General features: G+C 56.0%; 10 protein-coding genes. 1 reads left to right on the top strand and 9 read right to left on the bottom strand.

Annotated elements, in window-relative coordinates; translation table 11 throughout:
* Window positions 1-107: 107 nt before the first annotated feature.
* The 9 genes from ACZ5DH_RS06025 to ACZ5DH_RS06065 all read right to left on the bottom strand — a co-directional run bounded on the left by ACZ5DH_RS06025 (window position 108) and on the right by ACZ5DH_RS06065 (window position 14338).
* Window positions 108-818, bottom strand: coding sequence for a helix-turn-helix transcriptional regulator (locus tag ACZ5DH_RS06025; RefSeq protein WP_464256184.1), 711 nt, complete (start codon window positions 816-818; stop codon window positions 108-110).
* 8 nt (window positions 819-826) lie between these two features.
* On the bottom strand, window positions 827-2815 hold the full coding sequence (locus ACZ5DH_RS06030; protein ID WP_464256185.1) for a preprotein translocase subunit SecA: 1989 nt from the start codon (window positions 2813-2815) through the stop codon (window positions 827-829).
* A gap of 399 nt (window positions 2816-3214) precedes the next feature.
* Window positions 3215-5416 carry a hypothetical protein gene (locus ACZ5DH_RS06035; protein WP_464256186.1) on the bottom strand — a complete coding sequence of 734 codons (2202 nt, stop codon included), beginning with the start codon at window positions 5414-5416 and terminating at the stop codon, window positions 3215-3217.
* A 13-nt stretch (window positions 5417-5429) separates the two neighbouring features.
* Entirely contained in the window at window positions 5430-7385 is a 1956-nt protein-coding gene (locus ACZ5DH_RS06040; protein WP_464256187.1) for a hypothetical protein, read from the bottom strand.
* A complete protein-coding gene (locus tag ACZ5DH_RS06045) occupies window positions 7360-7713 on the bottom strand; it encodes a DUF3467 domain-containing protein (RefSeq protein WP_464256188.1) in 354 nt (117 codons plus the stop codon). The genes ACZ5DH_RS06040 and ACZ5DH_RS06045 overlap by 26 nt, the downstream gene beginning before the upstream one ends.
* Window positions 7710-8468, bottom strand: coding sequence for an efflux RND transporter periplasmic adaptor subunit (locus ACZ5DH_RS06050; protein ID WP_464256189.1), 759 nt, complete (start codon window positions 8466-8468; stop codon window positions 7710-7712). Before ACZ5DH_RS06050 ends, ACZ5DH_RS06045 begins: the two co-directional genes overlap by 4 nt.
* 166 nt (window positions 8469-8634) lie before the next feature.
* On the bottom strand, window positions 8635-10056 hold the full coding sequence (locus tag ACZ5DH_RS06055; RefSeq protein ID WP_464256190.1) for a TolC family protein: 1422 nt from the start codon (window positions 10054-10056) through the stop codon (window positions 8635-8637).
* A gap of 680 nt (window positions 10057-10736) precedes the next feature.
* Entirely contained in the window at window positions 10737-13379 is a 2643-nt protein-coding gene (locus tag ACZ5DH_RS06060; RefSeq protein WP_464256191.1) for a LuxR C-terminal-related transcriptional regulator, read from the bottom strand.
* 14 nt (window positions 13380-13393) lie between these two features.
* Entirely contained in the window at window positions 13394-14338 is a 945-nt protein-coding gene (locus ACZ5DH_RS06065; RefSeq protein WP_464256192.1) for a transporter, read from the bottom strand.
* Between the two features lie 638 nt (window positions 14339-14976).
* Between ACZ5DH_RS06065 and ACZ5DH_RS06070 the strand changes: the two genes are divergently transcribed.
* Entirely contained in the window at window positions 14977-15168 is a 192-nt protein-coding gene (locus ACZ5DH_RS06070) for a DUF6538 domain-containing protein (protein WP_464256193.1), read from the top strand.
* Window positions 15169-15830: the final 662 nt, after the last annotated feature.

The raw sequence follows: 15830 nt of genomic DNA on the forward strand, positions 1-15830 counted from the left end.
GACAGCATCGCAACGGACAAAGACAGCACCTCTATGCACGTGTGTGGTCAAGCGCCGAAGCGAGCGTGCCGTAACCTTTGAGAAGTGTAGCCCACCGGTAATCGGCTCTAGTCCCCCGGCAGCATGCCCCGCAGGAGCATCCATTTGCGCACGGCGTCGCTACGATTTTTGGCTCCCAGCTTACGGTAAGCGCGGGAAAGTGTCTGGGCTACGGTGATGGTTTGCAGGGCGAGCAGGCGCGCTATGCCGGGATTGCTCTCGCCTGTGGCGGCCAGTTCCAGCACTTCCATCTCGCGTGGGCTGAGGGAACAGGCTGCCTTGATGCCGAGATGCAGGCGGCTATGAACCTTCTCGACCAGGCCGCTGAGGCGTCCGTCCTGTTCGGCTTTTTGGCGCAGCAGGCCCAACAGGGGTAATATCTCCTGGCCCATATCCACAATAGCCTGCACAATTGCCTCAAGGGCCGCGGCATCCTGGTTCGCGGGGCCGGGCTCTTTGTGACTGCCAGACGCGCCCCCCTTGTGTGAATCACCGCCAAGGGCCGCTGAAAGCAAAGCCCGCCAGTCCGTACCGCCGGAAAAATCAAAAGGCAGCACAGCCCGCGAAACGACGGACTGCCCGCTGGCAGCCACAGGCGCTGATGGCTGGGAGCTTTGCCCGTATTCCGGCAGGCCGCATCGGCTTTCCTGTGGAGGATAAATGCAGGCCCCGATGCCCAGCGAGGTGTTAAGCCCCGTGGCTTCGCCCTTTGCCCTCCCTGTCGCCTGATTGTCAGTCTGGTTTGGAGCTTTCTGTATTGCCTGGCGTGCCTTGTTCATAGCCTTCCTCACGTCTGTTTGCCGCTGTAGCTTATCATGTCCGCAAAGTGGCGGTTGCTGCGCACCATACGCCGCCGCACAGCAAAAGCCCTGCGGTCCTCCGTCCATTGCCACCAGGCGGCCAACTTCCAGAGCACAACCAGCGCCGCCCTACGCCCGCGGCGCGCCCGCCGTAACATGTCAATAGCGCGGCGCAGCCAGACAGGCGCCGTGGTGAAGAGGTCGTCCTCCAGACTCACGATGTCGGCCACGGAACCTGGGTCGCCCTGACGCCCGGCACGTCCGTGAAGCTGCCTGTCTATCCTGGTGGAACTGTGCAGTTCCGCCAGGATGACGTGTAATCCGCCTTTGGCGCGTACGTCTGGCGTGAGTTTGATGTCCGTGCCACGGCCAGCCATGTTGGTCGCCACGGTTACGGCCCCCTCGCGGCCTGCCTGGGCCACAATGTCGGCCTCACGTTCGTGCTGAACGGCATTGAGCACCTCATGCGGTACGCCCGCCAGCGTCAGCGCCTGCGACACAAGCTCGGAATCACCAATGGACTTTGTGCCCAGCAGTACGGCGCGGCCTGCGGCATGCTCGCGCGCGGCGTTGGCTGCCATGTCCGCGAATTTTTCTGCCCGCGTGGCATGAAAAGCCCGATATACACGGTGGCGCTGACAGGCTTTGTTTGTGGGAATACGTAGTACGTGCAAGCTGTAAAACTGCAAAAACTCCCGCCGAGCTTCCCAGGCCGTGCCTGTCATGCCGCCCAGCGTCCTGTAGCGCAGAAAAAAATCCTGAAAGGACGTCTGGGCGCTGGTGGCACGCGGCGGCACAACCTCCAGTCCCTCCTTGGCCGACACGGCCTGGTGCATCCCATCACGCCATTCGTGATCCGGCATGATGCGGCCGGTGGCTTCGTCCACAATGACCACCTTGCCCTCGCGCACCACATAGTGCACCGCAGGCTCAAAAAATTGCCGCGCTTCCACAGCCTGAAGGGTCAATTCCAGCGCCCGGCTGCGCCGTGCCCAGGCCGCACCCGGCCCGCGCAGGCTTTTCAGCACTTTTTTACGACCCGCATCGGTAAGGCTGGCCTCGCGGAACTTGCGGTTGACGCTGTAATCCCGGCCAAGGGTCATACCGTCCGCCAGAAATGAGGCCGTGAGATATTGCTGCACGCTTGGGGCGTTGTCCCTCGGGACTGAAATGATCAGGGGGGTACTGCCCCCGTCACACAGCACAGAATCAGCCTCGTCCACAATGGCGCAGAAAAGACCGCGCTGCACAAGCTGCGGTAATGCCTCCCCGGCGAGAGCACGCGCCAATATGCCCGTATGGGATGTGCACGCGCCGAGTGCCATTTGATCCCGCAAGAAGTCCGCAGCAGCCTCCTTGCTGGTAAGATAGGTAATGTCCGCCGCATAGGCCGCCCGGCGCTCTTGCGGGCTGCTCGATTGCGTTACCGCCGCGGAGAAACAAAAACAGGCGGCAAAGAAATCTTGCATGAGGGCAGCATCACGCGCCGCAAGATAGTCGTTGGCCGTGACCACATGGCACCCTTTGCCGCGCCAACCCGCCACCACTGCCGCCAGACCAGCCGCGAGCGTCTTGCCCTCACCTGTGGCCATTTCCACAATGCAGTGCTGCAAAATGCCCAACGCCCCCGCCACCTGGCATTGATAGGGTTTTTCGCCACGAACCCGGTACGCCGCTTCGCGTACCATAGCCAGAGCCCGCAGGGTATCTTCCTCCGTTTCGCGACCCAGGCGGAAAACCTGGCGCACGGAATCCATTTCGCCATACAGCGCCGCATTATCCAGCCCGGAGTAATGTGCATCCATATCCAGCACGGCGCTGGCCTGGGCCAATAACTGGGCGGGCCGAAGACGCGGTGCGCAGAACAGCTCTATCTGCGTCACCACCCAATCCCAACCCAGAGGGGCCAGGCGGGGCTTGCGTCGATCAGCAAAAAGCTGATCACAGGCGAATCTGTCGGCAATGTTCGGATTCATGGCCTTTATTGTGCTCCTTTGGCAGGCAATATCATCAGGCGTATATCTCTTTATTGTGACGTGCTTTTTTCTTCTGCGCACACCCTTTACGGGGGTTACGCCGGTTCCGTTGGACCGAGCTTTTGACTAGAGCAGATTAACTTTGAGAATATACATTCTCAAAGTTTAAGGCACGCTCACTTCGGCGTTTAACCGCGCAGATAAACTGCGCTTACGCCTTCGTAGCGAACGTCTGCTCACGCAGCCGTCAGGGCAATTTAAAAATTAAATTGCTCTAAAACAGTTTACAAATGAAATGAGTCATCTGCTCTGCAAGGATTTTCCCGAAAATCCTTGCCGCCAAATGCGGGCAGGCAGGTTTTTGCCCGTCGTGCGCGAGCATTTCAGGGGTTACATGTTTTAGCGACTGCTGAAAAATTGATGAAGACGTCGCGCCCATTGCAGCCCCATGGGTTGCGAGCCAAAGACCAGGCGAACCAACACTTTCTGCCCGGGCGCAAGGTCGGCCATGGCTGTGGATTCCGGAACAAGGCGCAGTTCAAAAAAATGTCTGGTGGCCACAATCTGACCGTCAGACCTCTGCTCGGTGGGCATTTCTCCGCCAGCCTGCATGCCCAGGGCCGGGTGGAACAGTTGCCGACGCCCAGCAGGCACTGGCGGACTTTCCAGAGTGGACGTAAAAAAGGCCCCGCTGGTAGAACGGACGTCAGTACGGCGTGAAATGCAAAATTCCGCCAGTTCCAGAGGTTCGGCAAAAATTCTGGCCGCATCAAACTGATCCACCGCCACCCTTAAGCGCAGTTTATCGGGCGCATAGATACTGCCCAGCATCTCGCCCTTGTCCACCCATTTGCCGTGTCGTCGCGAAAGTTCCGGGGCTACCCAGACTCCGTTCATGGGCGCGTGAATCACCTGACGCGCGGCCTGATGGCGTAGAATGTCCACTTGACGCAGATTGCCCCGCCATTCCAGCAGGTACATCCCCGCCGCATTGGCGTCCCCCTGGTGCTGGGCGTGCTCGAACTTGGCCCGCGCCACGGCGGCTGAAATTTCGGTGCGCTCAAGCTCAGCCATGAGCCCTGGATTGGAAATGGTGACCACAGCCGTTTTTTCACATTGGGCCTGGGAGTCCGTTGGGGCAAAATCGGCCAATGTGCCATCCACCTCTGAAAAAATCACTTTCTGCTCGCGGCTTTCCACCACGCCTTCCACCACCACGGCGCTTTCAATGGGGATGACCAGCAGCACCACAGCGAGTACCCCGGCCACCAAGGTCAAGCGCCCCATGGCGCGCTCTCGCATGCCCGCCAGTTCCTGCCCCTGGACAAGCCATATCAGCCCTTTGACCGCAGGCAGACCGAACCACAGCACAAAAAGACTTAGTGACAGCAAGACCCCCAGTGTGGCGAAATTTTCCTCCAGCACAAAAAAGATGCTTGTGGTAATGATTATGCGATAAATGAACGCCGCCACTGCATAGACGGGATAGATGATTTTTTCGTTTTTGCGGCTGACCACGGTGGCAGCCTTGTTCACGCCCAGCACATACTTTTTGAAAAGATAGATCACGTAGCTTTGCGAACGCTGGTACAGGTTGGGCATGGACAGAAGGTCGGAAAAAACAAAATAGCCGTCAAAGCGCAGCAAAGGATTGATATTAAACAACAGAGTTGTCACAGAGGTGATGATGACACAGTTGCGCGCCAGAAGGTGCAGACTCGTTCCTTCCGCCGTATTCGCCCAGATCAGGGTTGCCACAAAAGCCAGAAAAAGCTCACAATACACACCGGCAAGGCCGATGGCGGCCCTGGCCCAGCGGGAGCGGATTTGCACGCTGCTGCTCACGTCGATGTATGGCACAGGCGCAAACAGCAGCAACATAATGCCCATACTGTGAATGTCGCCGGCAAGACCGTCTCTGGCTGTAAAATATTTGCAGGCAAAGGCATGGCCGCACTCGTGAACCACTTTGGCGATAATGACCACAAGGTAAACCCAACCGATATTGGCGGGATTGAAGGTATAGCGGGCCTCGGCGACGAACATGCCCCAGTTGACCACAAGGGCGTGGACGGCCGCTGCCAGCATGATCAACCAAATGCCGAAGCCAATAGGCTTGAAGGCCCAACTGCCCGCATGCTGGAAACGGCTGAAAAAGGCGTCAGGCGCCCAGAGGGGAATGCGCAGGAAAAGAAAGGACGACAGGGTGCTGCTGAGTTTTTTCAGGCGGCGCTCCTGCTGACGACGCAGGAGGCTATCCGTGTCTGCCGGCATTTCCAGAAGCAGAAGGCCCGCACTGTGCAGGCGGCCCAGCAGGGCGATGGCCTCGTTCTGGGTGAGGGCCTCGCCTTCGCCCACATCCTGGCACTGCTCCCATATGTCCTGCATGCTGCGCTTGCCATCCAGCAGTGATACGAAAAAATACCCCTCCCGCGCCAGACGGAAATGCGTATTGTTGTCCGGCTCGCTGATGATGTACCAAGGCGTGCCCCAGTAGGTCTGACGGCGGATATTCACGTCCGGCCTGAGGGCGGGCGTGAGATTTTCCACCTGGTACCACTGGTCGCTATACGTACTGTGCCTTTCTCGCCGTGCGCTCATGCTCGCCCCTTACTCACAGCCATCGCCACATGAGGAGGCGTAGTTTGTTGACGGCCTTGCGCGTCCAGAGTGAGAGCAAGCTGGCCTTTCCCGCCGTAATACGAGCCTGTCCCTCCATGCCGGGCCGTAAAGACAGGGTGGCGGGCGAAGTGTCGATGTGACCGCGAACTTCAAAGCCGTTTTCCGTGCCAGACACAGTGGCATAGGGGTGGACACGCTCCACTGTAAAAAACATGCGCAGATCGGGATAGGCCGTAAGGGTAAATTCGCCCCTGACCTCGCCCTTGCTCATGGATCGGCTGATGTCGCTTACGTCTTCTTCGTGAACATGGGCCACCACGCGCAGGGAGGCGGTGTCCGTCACCTCGAAAAGTTCCTGCCCGCGCCGCACCGGCTGCCCCAGGCGGGGCAGCATGTCTTCGGAAACCACAAATCCGTCCACGCTGGAGCGAAGTTCCATCATGTGCATCCGCTGGCGCGCCCAGGCCAGATTCAGTTCCGCCCGATCAGCCTCCAACCGGGCAATGGAGGCCTCAGCATCCTTGCCTTCTTGGAGGTACTGCCCGGCCTGATTCTGGTGGATGTCGCGCTGGGCTTCCAGTGCAGCGATTTCCAGCCCCACTTCAGCAGTGTCCAGGCGCCCCAGCACATCACCCTTCTTTACCTCATCACCGGGGCGGACAAGCACCTCGTGCAGATAGCTGTCAGTGGATGCCGTATGGGTATAGCTGTGGACGCCTTCCACCGTCAGCGGGGCAACCACCACCACAGAACCGGAAACTATCAAGGACAAAGTTAAAAAAATGCCCACAAGGGCCGTGGCCAGTTTGAGGCCCGTGCGCCTGGGGCCGAACACGTCGGCCGAGCGCATGAGACAGTATTGCCACGCTTTTTTGAGTGGAAATTCTTCGGCCAATTGCAGGTCGTGCAGGCGCGGGGCCGCCAGACTGCAAACGAGCATGAGGGCGTCCAGATGTTGTGGGTCCAGGGCCGGACCGTCCACAACCAGCAGCACAAAACCCTGGCCCTGTGGTGTCCGCAAGGGCAGGCTCAGCACCCGCCGCGCCCCGGTAATAGCGGCAAACTCCCTGGCGGCGCGAGTGATGGTCTGCGGATCAAGTTGCTCGCCCTCTTCTTCGGAGTACAGCACCATGCGATCCTGCTCCAGAGCTTCCTGCATGACTTCTTCCATCAGGCGCACGCCGCGCGTGCCTCTGGAAAAACTTTCCATCTGGTCCAGGGCTACAGCCTTGATATGGCCATCACGCGCACGGCCAAGAACCGTGCGACGGCAGCCGAACCTACGGGCAACCTGCGCGCAGAGGGTGGACGCTGCTTCGAAAAAGCGGGTGCAGGGTTGCACCTCGCCCAGAATTTCCACCACATTCAGCAGATGGTTGCACCCGTCACTGCCAGCGTTATCTGGAGCATACGCGTGGCTCGTGACGCTCTGGCCTCCCAAAGTATGTTCGGTGGACGCATCAGTTTGGCCCAAACGTTCAGCCAGGTACAGGCTGGAGCGTACCAGTTGCAGGGTATCCGCCACGCCTTGCAGATGTAATTGCTGACCGCCCATGACGTAGGCCGCCAGAGTCACGCTGGCATCCCCCGTGGCGAAAAAGGGTACAAAAACTCCAAAGGCCCCGCCTGTTTCCAGACCAAGGGAGACGATCTGCCCGTTTTCCGCCAGGATCTGACCGTAGCAGCGGGCCAGAGCCAGCAACCAGGCTGGCGGTTCACCCGTTTGGGGGTCAAACGACGGAAACGACCTGATAATGCTGACCTGGCCCTGCTGCCTGGCGAGGACTGCAAGCCCCACCGCGCCAACGGCCTCACAACCCAGCTCGCAGAGAGCCTTAAAACGTTGCTCATAGTTTACGGCGGAGCAAAGGGCGCTGACCAGCCCGTCAAGACGGTGTACGTCCCGACGGGCTGCGGTTGTGCTACTGTCTTGCGTTGGGTTCGGCATCCCCTTCCACGACCTCCGTAGAGAGCAGACGCTTGGAAACATCCAGCTCAATGACGCCAAAACGTTCCTCATGTTCGCGTACGCTCTGCAAAAGTGAGAGTGTGAGCCGTTTGGCAGTATAGTGGTTCATGATGATGCGATCGGTGAACTGGAGAATCATGTCTGCAGTGACGCCTTCTTCCTGCGATGGCAGGGTCTGGTTAATGCCAAAGGACAAAAGCAGTTCCTCAGGCGTGGAGTGGGTCTGAAAGGCGTTGGCATAGGACGTTTTCATCTGATCCGCATTAACGTTGAGGCGTATCTGCTGATTCTCTACTTCATTGCTCATTGGGAAACTCCTTGCGTGTGTGGTAGTGTTGCTGGTTCCTCATGGGTCTGTATAAATGGAAAACGGACTGTGACCATAAGTCCAGCCGGGATCCTCTGTGGATTGGGCACATGCACGCGCACTCTCAAGGTACGACTGGAAAGAACTGCTATCTTGGCCACCTGCGCCACTGTGCCCTGAAGCGCGGCATCTGAGCCCGGCAGAAAAACCTCCACGCATTCTCCTTCCTTGACCAGCATTGCCTTATCCACGGCAAGGGTCAGGTCCACAAGCAGTGGATCTATGGATACAAGGCGCATGGCAGGCACATTTCTGTCCACCGCCATGCCTCGTTCCACCAGCACGTCCTCCACATAGCCATCGCAAGGCGCGTAAAGGTACATGCGTTCCCGCTGGGCCAGAAGCTCTTCACGATTGCGCTTGAGCTGCTCGATGCGAAAAAGTTCTTCCTCAAGGGCCAGCACGCTCAGATTGTGAGCCAGTTTGGCGTGCTGATGCTCCATGACGGTAGCGGCTTTATGGGTCAAGGCATTGGCGTAGCGCTGCATGTCCAGCCGGGCCTGCTCTATTTTGGTCTGCAGGGTTCGGATTTTGATGGTGCTTTGAATTTCGCTGTCCAACAGGCTGATGCGGCTGTCCTCCGCGCGGGAGTCCAAGTGCATGAGCAAGTCTCCTTCTTTGACGGCCTCACCGGGCTTGACCGCAATGGCATATATGCTGCCGGGCAGCGCAAAACTCAATTGGGCGTTATACATGGGGCGCGACACCCCCTGTGCCTCCAGGGACGCCGCCCGAGGTGCGGAAGGCGCAGCCCAGGCAAGGAGCAGAAGCGTGAGCACCAGGCAGGCCACACAACACACTCTGGGGAAAAGCCTCCGACTGTCGGGGGCGCAGCGGCAGTATGCACACATGCCGTCGCCCTCAGCGCAGACGCGCCGATTCCTTGCCCACAACGACATTACACTTGTCCAGCAGGCTAGCGCAGGCGTACTGGTATTCAGCCAGGGCCATATTGTAGTTTACAATGGCAGTGTGGTGGTTGATTTCTTCGCGACCGAGGGTGTCGTGCGAAGCGAGCAGGTCGCGGTTGCTGACGCCGCCCATCTCAAAACGTTTGACTTCGCCATAAACTGTCTGCTGGGCAGTCTCGTAGGCGCTTTTGGCAACGGGGATGCCGTCTCTGGCAAGCACAAGGTTGTGCAGGGCGTCTTTGACTTCCGTTTCCACGCTGCGCGAGGTCTTGCTGACGCGATCCTTGGCTATAAGAATAAGCTGGCGTGTGCGCGCACGCGTACCCCTGGCTTCCCTGTTCTGAAGAGGAAAGCTGAAGGTCAGGCCCACGAACCAGCTGCCCTTGTCATCCGTATCCCTAAAGTTTTCGGCGGAGCGCATAGTGTCGTTACCGTTAGAGGACGTCAAACCGGCGTTGACGTCCAGAGTGGGTAACAGTTTGTTGGTGGCCACGTCATATTCGATATCGAGCTGTTGCAACATGATGGCCAATTGTTTGAGCTCGTAGCGATGGTTGATGGCAACCTCGAAGGATTTATCTGCATCGGGCAGTGGGGCCACGGTGGTGCTTGGTGGCGACGACGGCTTGATGCTGAGGCCCTTGGCATAGCCGGAGTAGTTGATGAGCAGCACAAGACGCTCTTGTGCTACCGCCACATCACGCTCGTATTGCAGCACAGCGTATTCCCGCTGTTTGACCGCCAGACGGGCACGATCAACGTCCACCCCCTGTGAAATTCCCTGATTAAAGCGCACGCCCTCGCGTCGTAGCACTTCCTGAGCCATGCCCAGAATCTTGTGCCCCACCGCAAGGTTGTTCTGGGCTACCTCCAGCGTCCAGTAAGCCCGTATGACCTCAAGCACCACCTGCGAAATGACAAGATTTCTGCCTTCCTCGGAATCGTGTACCGCCAGCAAGGCATTGGTGATAGCTCCCCTGGCCTCCTTGTCACCGATGCCCTTGAGCAGGCTCTGGGCTAACTCCACGGTTACATAATTGCGGTCTCGCTGCTTCCGCAAGCCATACACGCCAAGCAACTGCTCATTGGTTGACGTGTAATAGGCGGAGAGTGTTCCTCCAGTGGGTACGCGCTGCCTCAATCCAGTGTCCGTGCGAAAATAGGACTTGGCGGCATTGCTGAGATCAGTGGTGGAATAGTCTTTTTCGTCAAGGGAATTGAAGCGCCCGTAACGCGAGGTATTGAAAACATTGAGGTCATATGCGCCTTTGGCGACCATTACTGATGCCTCTGACGCGCTGATGCGGCGGAAGCTCTCCTGAATGTCCTCGTTGTGCGCAAGAGCTGTGTCGATGGCGGTTGCCAGCGACATGCGCACCTCCTGGGTCTGGGCAACGACGGGTGGACCCAGCAGAGTCACCATAAAAACCAAAATTCCCCCCAAATTTTTCAACACCCAAGGCAATAGTCTTGTCATCGCAATTCCCCTTAAAAATGGATCTACCTTTCCTGTGCCGCTTCCCATCTGGTGTCGCCCGTAAATTCCCCTCATTGCGCGGGCACATCTGCCTCTTTTTTCGACTAGTTGCCGAGCGGACGCTTACGTATCGCCCTGCCCAATGCGGCAGCGTCGTTGATGCAGTCATTAGTATTATTAGCAATAGCGGCGCTTGTTTCAGTTATGCCCGTGCTGCAGCCTTTATTGGGGAGCACCACGAAGGTAATCATATCTTCGCCAACTATATTTCACAGTGGCGGCCAGGCCCTGTTGCGGAAACAGTGAGAGCAGTTCTGCACAAACAAGTGGGGAAACGTCCATCTCAGACGCCCCAAGAGAATTACCTTCAGATGATATGGCACCATCATTCTTGGAAACATTGGGGTACAACGCACGACAAATAAAAAATCCGCTGTATTGTAGGCAATACAGCGGAATCAGATGACATGGAACACACCCTGAGATGTGTCAGTGGGTGTGTGTTTTTAGTTTATGTAATAATTATACATAGATATTTGAAAAAAATTATACAATTTTATCAAGACGACCATGTACTACAGTTTACGTTCGGCCAAATAGTCACGCAGTTCAAGCTGGTTGGAGATGCCGAGTTTTTTATACATAGAGGCAAAAGAGCGTTTGACGGTACTGGTAGCCAGCCCGAGCCGTTCCGCGATGGCTTTGTATTGCATGCCGTTCGCGGCCAGCGTGGCTAATTCAAGCTCGCGCCTGGTGAGGAGGGATGATTCTGTGCCGCCGAGTCCAGCCCTGATGCGGCGTATTTTCTTTTGCCATGTCGCGGCCAAACACATAATAGCAGTGAGACCTGGCTGATATAAAAACGGCTCGTCTTCGCATCTGCGTGAACTTGCTGCTTTGCACGTAGCTGACCGCCCCTTCTGGTTCACATCGGGTCGCATCTCTGGCTGCATGGCGGAGAGAACCTGTTTCAGCACAGGTTCCAGAAAATCAAAGTTCTCCACAAAGGGCATGTACAAGTTGTCTGGCAGGGCTATCCGCAGAGCGTTTGACAGTTCCACCCTTGCCTGAACATGGTTGCCCATGCGGTGGTGGGCACAAGCCATAAAGATACGAGCATAAAGAACTGCCAGCAAATTTTTGACGAAGAGGCCGGATTCCAGCAAATAGCCGAACAAACCCAGGATTTTCGCGTATTGCCCGGTCAGGAGCAGCAGCCTGCCGTGTACGATGTAGTAAAAGCCACGGGCAAAGACGTACAGGCGGCTGTCTTCCGCCAGTTCGCCAAGCAGCCATGCGGGGATATCGCCAAGGGTTCCGCCTTCCGGCTCATACTGCGCGTACAGCCAGCCTTCGCAAATGTCCACGGTATGCAGCAAGAAGTAGTCACGACTTTTTTTGATCAGGCATCGCATGGCACTCACCAGACGCCGCGCTTCCACCAAATCTCCGCCCATAAGAGCCAACCGCATCAGCAAAAAGAGTGCGCAGAGCACGTTGCTGAGCTGGCCGTGACGCAGGGCCATGGCCTCGGCCTTGTGGCAGGTGACTGCAGCTTGCTCGAAATCTCCGGCGTTATACAGGGCTTCGGCTTCCATCAGATACTCGCCGCCGGAACCGTGGCCGGAAGCCAGGGTATAATAATGGGGCAGGCATTCGTGCATCCGGCGGATTTCTTCCACCAGTTGGCCGCTCGCGCGATAAAACATAAAGAGCACAGAAGGCGAACCCAACGTCCAGGGTGATTCAGGTCCGAACAGGCCCGTGGGACGGCGCAAAAGCTCATTGGCCCGGCGATGGTGTACGCTCATGGCCTCGATATCATTAAAAGCGGCCAATGAAAGCAGAAATTCCAACTCTCCGCGCCACTCATCGCCTTCTCGCCCGGGAGGCAACGCTGCGCAATGCTTTGCCAACCAGCCGAGCTGTGTGCCAAAGGCCGAAAAATCAGCGGTGGAAAAGGCTGCAATGGCGTATTTGAAGGCCGCGCCCAGGTGGCGAGCCAGTATCTCTTCCGGGCATGCCTTGAACAAGTCCACAAAAAAACGTGCTTTTTCTGTGACAAAATTATGCCCCATGTCACTTTCCAGTGCGACCATGGCGGATTCAAAATCACTGGCGGCGTGAAAAAACTCTATAGCCCGGATATATTCGCCCTGCGACAGGAACCACTGGGCGCACTTGCGGTGAATGTCCTGCTGACGCGCTCGGGGCAAGCGTTCGAACATATCCTGAATGTACTGCCGGAAGATGGCGTGTAGCGTGTATGCGCCACTGACCGCATCAAAGAACACAAAGGAATTTTTGCTTAGCAGTTCGTGCAGCAGGTCCCGTGTATCACTGCCGTACACAAAATCCGCCTGGAGGGCTGTTGCACGTTCCAACGGGGCCAAGGCAAATAACAATTCTTTAAGTTCTCGGGACAGGGGCGCATACAGCTCTTTGCCAATCAGGGCATGTATGGCTGGCGGGCTTGTTTCCGACTCGCCCGTGCCTGCCGGCTCGCGAAGCCCACCATCTTTGCCATGGTGCAACAAAAACAGATACAGAGCGCTGATCCAACCGCCAGTCCGGCCATGCAGATTATGGGCCTCGTGCATGTCCAAACTGACGCCGCAAGCGGCATAATAGCTTTGGATTTCCTTCGGTTCCAAGGCAAACGTATCCCGCCCCAGAATACGGAGCAGGCCTTTCAGCTCCAAAAGTTCCCGGCTGCCCGTGTATGGTGAACGGCTGATCAGCACAATCCGTAAATTTTCCAGAGAACTTTGAGCCAACAATTCGCACAGCAAAGCCAGTCCTCGTCCATTGTCCTGCTCTCCAAGAAAATGCACGTCGTCGATGACCAGAGCGGTCGCTTTGGGCAAGGAAAATTCAAGCAGAAGGCTCCGAGCTTCACGCGCCCGCACAGCATCGTAAGGATAGCCCAACCGCAGAAGTGATGTTGCGATGCTCGCCTGTTCGGGAAAAGCGTGTTCCAGTTCACGGCAAAAATCACGCCAAAAGGCGTCAGGAGAAGGGCCAAGTACGGGCGTCCACACTGTCTGTAGGGGGCTTTTGGTCAGAAATTCGCGCACCGCAACGGTTTTACCGTAGCCCATGGGCGCTTCCAATACGGTAAGCGGCGTGCTCGGTATGGCGGCCAGCGCATGGCTCAGGCGAGGTGTGAAATATAAAGAGGCATTTGCGCGTTGCCCGACGGACATTTTTTCCAGCATGATTCCGATTTACCTCAAAAGGCTACAAGGATACTGAATTCCCAGCGGGTGTCCGTAGAAAGCTTCATGCTCTCCGAATAGCGATACGTGGGAAAAAGCGCCGCCGCGCCGAGGCTCACATATGGCGCTTCCGAAAAACGGAACTGCGCTTTGGGCCCGACGTAACTTTCGGAACAACTGTCCTGCTGTCCCCTACCATCCACATAACTTTGTTGATCAACACGGTAATACGCTTCCATGCCCAGGTCAAAATTCTTGGTCAAGGCATAGGCGTAATGGGCGTGAAACAAGGCGAAGTCGGCGGGCCGAAGGCCCTGAGCGCCCTCGGTGTAAAAGACGTAGCGCCCGTCCAGGTCGATGCGCTGATTGTTGTCCACCCAGCTGAACCCACCGCCTGCAATGAGGCTGAAGGCGTTAGTGGCCAGATATTTGTCTCTGTTCCCCACCTCTCCTGTAGGCAGGGTCGTCCCAAGGTCCACGGCAAAGGAAAATGGGGAGTCCTGCGTACGTTTTTTAAGACCGTAGCGCAGCATTGTCGTGGTATCGCCAACGCCTCCTTTCCAGGCGCCATCGGCATTATGATTTTTGATGTTCAGGTCAATGTAGGGCGTCGCCGTGCGAATTTCAAAGCGGTCGGTGATGGCGTAGCGCAGCTTGAATACGTCGACGAACTGGTCCGCGCTTTTGGGACCGACTTTCATTTCTCCAACGGGCGTCTTTACGCGCTTGGTATACGAAGAAGCACCTTTGTATGGTTTATATTTCGCAAAGCTGAAATGATTCATTACCGCAAAAAGCCCGGCAGGAAGCGTTTCGCCGCCTGGCCACGCCTGGGGCAGCACCATGGGCCCTGGAATCCGGTTGGATTCCCGATCAATGGATTCGGATGCGGCAAAAACCGGAAAAAGTAAGCAGAGCAAGGAAATAGAAACGATACGGACGAACGCTGAAAAACGCACTTACCCCCCCGATGGTTTGCTGTACAGGTAGCTCGTTTTCACTATTCGATTATGCGAAAAAATTCAATCGTAATATTGAAACTGCAACCAGATGCGTGCTAATATTGCAGTGGATTATGGATCGGTACTGGCATCATGTTTCACCTGACCAAATATTCAGAGAACTGCATATGATTTCCGCAAGATGTCTTTATCAACATGCTCCTGCAACATACATGCTCCCAGATGCCGCACTGTTATCAGTACTGCTTTTCTGACGTCATGTGGTAACTGACGGAAATCGGGGGCATCCCCGCTTCCCTGCCGTGCGATGACTACATTTTTTGCCTGAAGGTTGCTATAGTTCAATATAGGGCGCTACTTGTTCCGCAGACGGATAACGGCGAAAAAGCGCACTTGCCTGACGATAACGCAATTTTTACCGCAGGTGAGTCTGCGCATAGCTAGGTTGTTTTTGACTCGATGGTGTTGCGGTGCCTATTCCCGCCATCACCATAAAAACATTAAGAATTACAACTAGTTAGTTGTAATCCTTTTTTGTTTTCCCCTAGCTTGAAATGCGCCTTTCCGGCCTTTTGACTCCCAAAATAGCCCCCTCCCCAAAAGGGTCACAAACGGGGGCACAAGCGAGTCGATTTATGGCGCAGATTGCTACCCCGAACCCTACCTGCCAAGGAAAAACTCCCACCTTCCTTTACCTCAAACAGGGAATCTTTCACTATCGCTACAGATTACCAGAACCACTGCGGCAACGCATGTACCATTCTGAGATTCGTATCAGCCTGCGTACGGGCTATCGGGCTCAGGCGCCAGGGGCAGTTTCTGAATAAACGATTTTGCGCCAAGGGCAAGGAAAAAGGCTTTTTTTACGAAAGGAGTGTACTCTTACGGTACATGACTGAAGTAAAAAATGGCCTTTTGACGCAGCCAGTTGGACAAAAGAATTATTTAAAGACAGCCCCCACGGATCGCACGAGTCCTGCACGTCCATTTGCTCAAAATCACGGAGGCCACTCCCTTGCCTTCAGTAGAAGAATTACGCGCGCTTTTGCAACAGCGATTGGACGAAATTCTTGGCGCGCCAGATAACTGCCGGTTACACACGACAAAGTCCACGGACATCTTAACGGCTACATGCGTTATCTGCTTGATTGCGATGCCCAGCCTGATGATGAACGTATATCTATGAGCATTCCCGGCAGACATTGGCTACGGTGCACCTGCCCTCTGTTTCCCCTAGCATATGATCTGACCTTCAGTGAACCGATAATTTCTACATCGCTTTCTCCTTGATGGCAGTTTGCCAGAAATTTATACCAGTTGTTGGGCTATGTTAGAACATGGTTACACAATATTATATACACAATAATAGTTAGTAAATGATATAATTGAACTACTGCATTGACAATTCGTTCATAACGACTTATCTATCAAAAAAGAATTTTTAGTGATCGCTTTCGAGTGTCACGGGGGAGGCACCTGCTCCCCTCAT

It is taken from the genome of Desulfovibrio simplex (assembly GCF_055387835.1).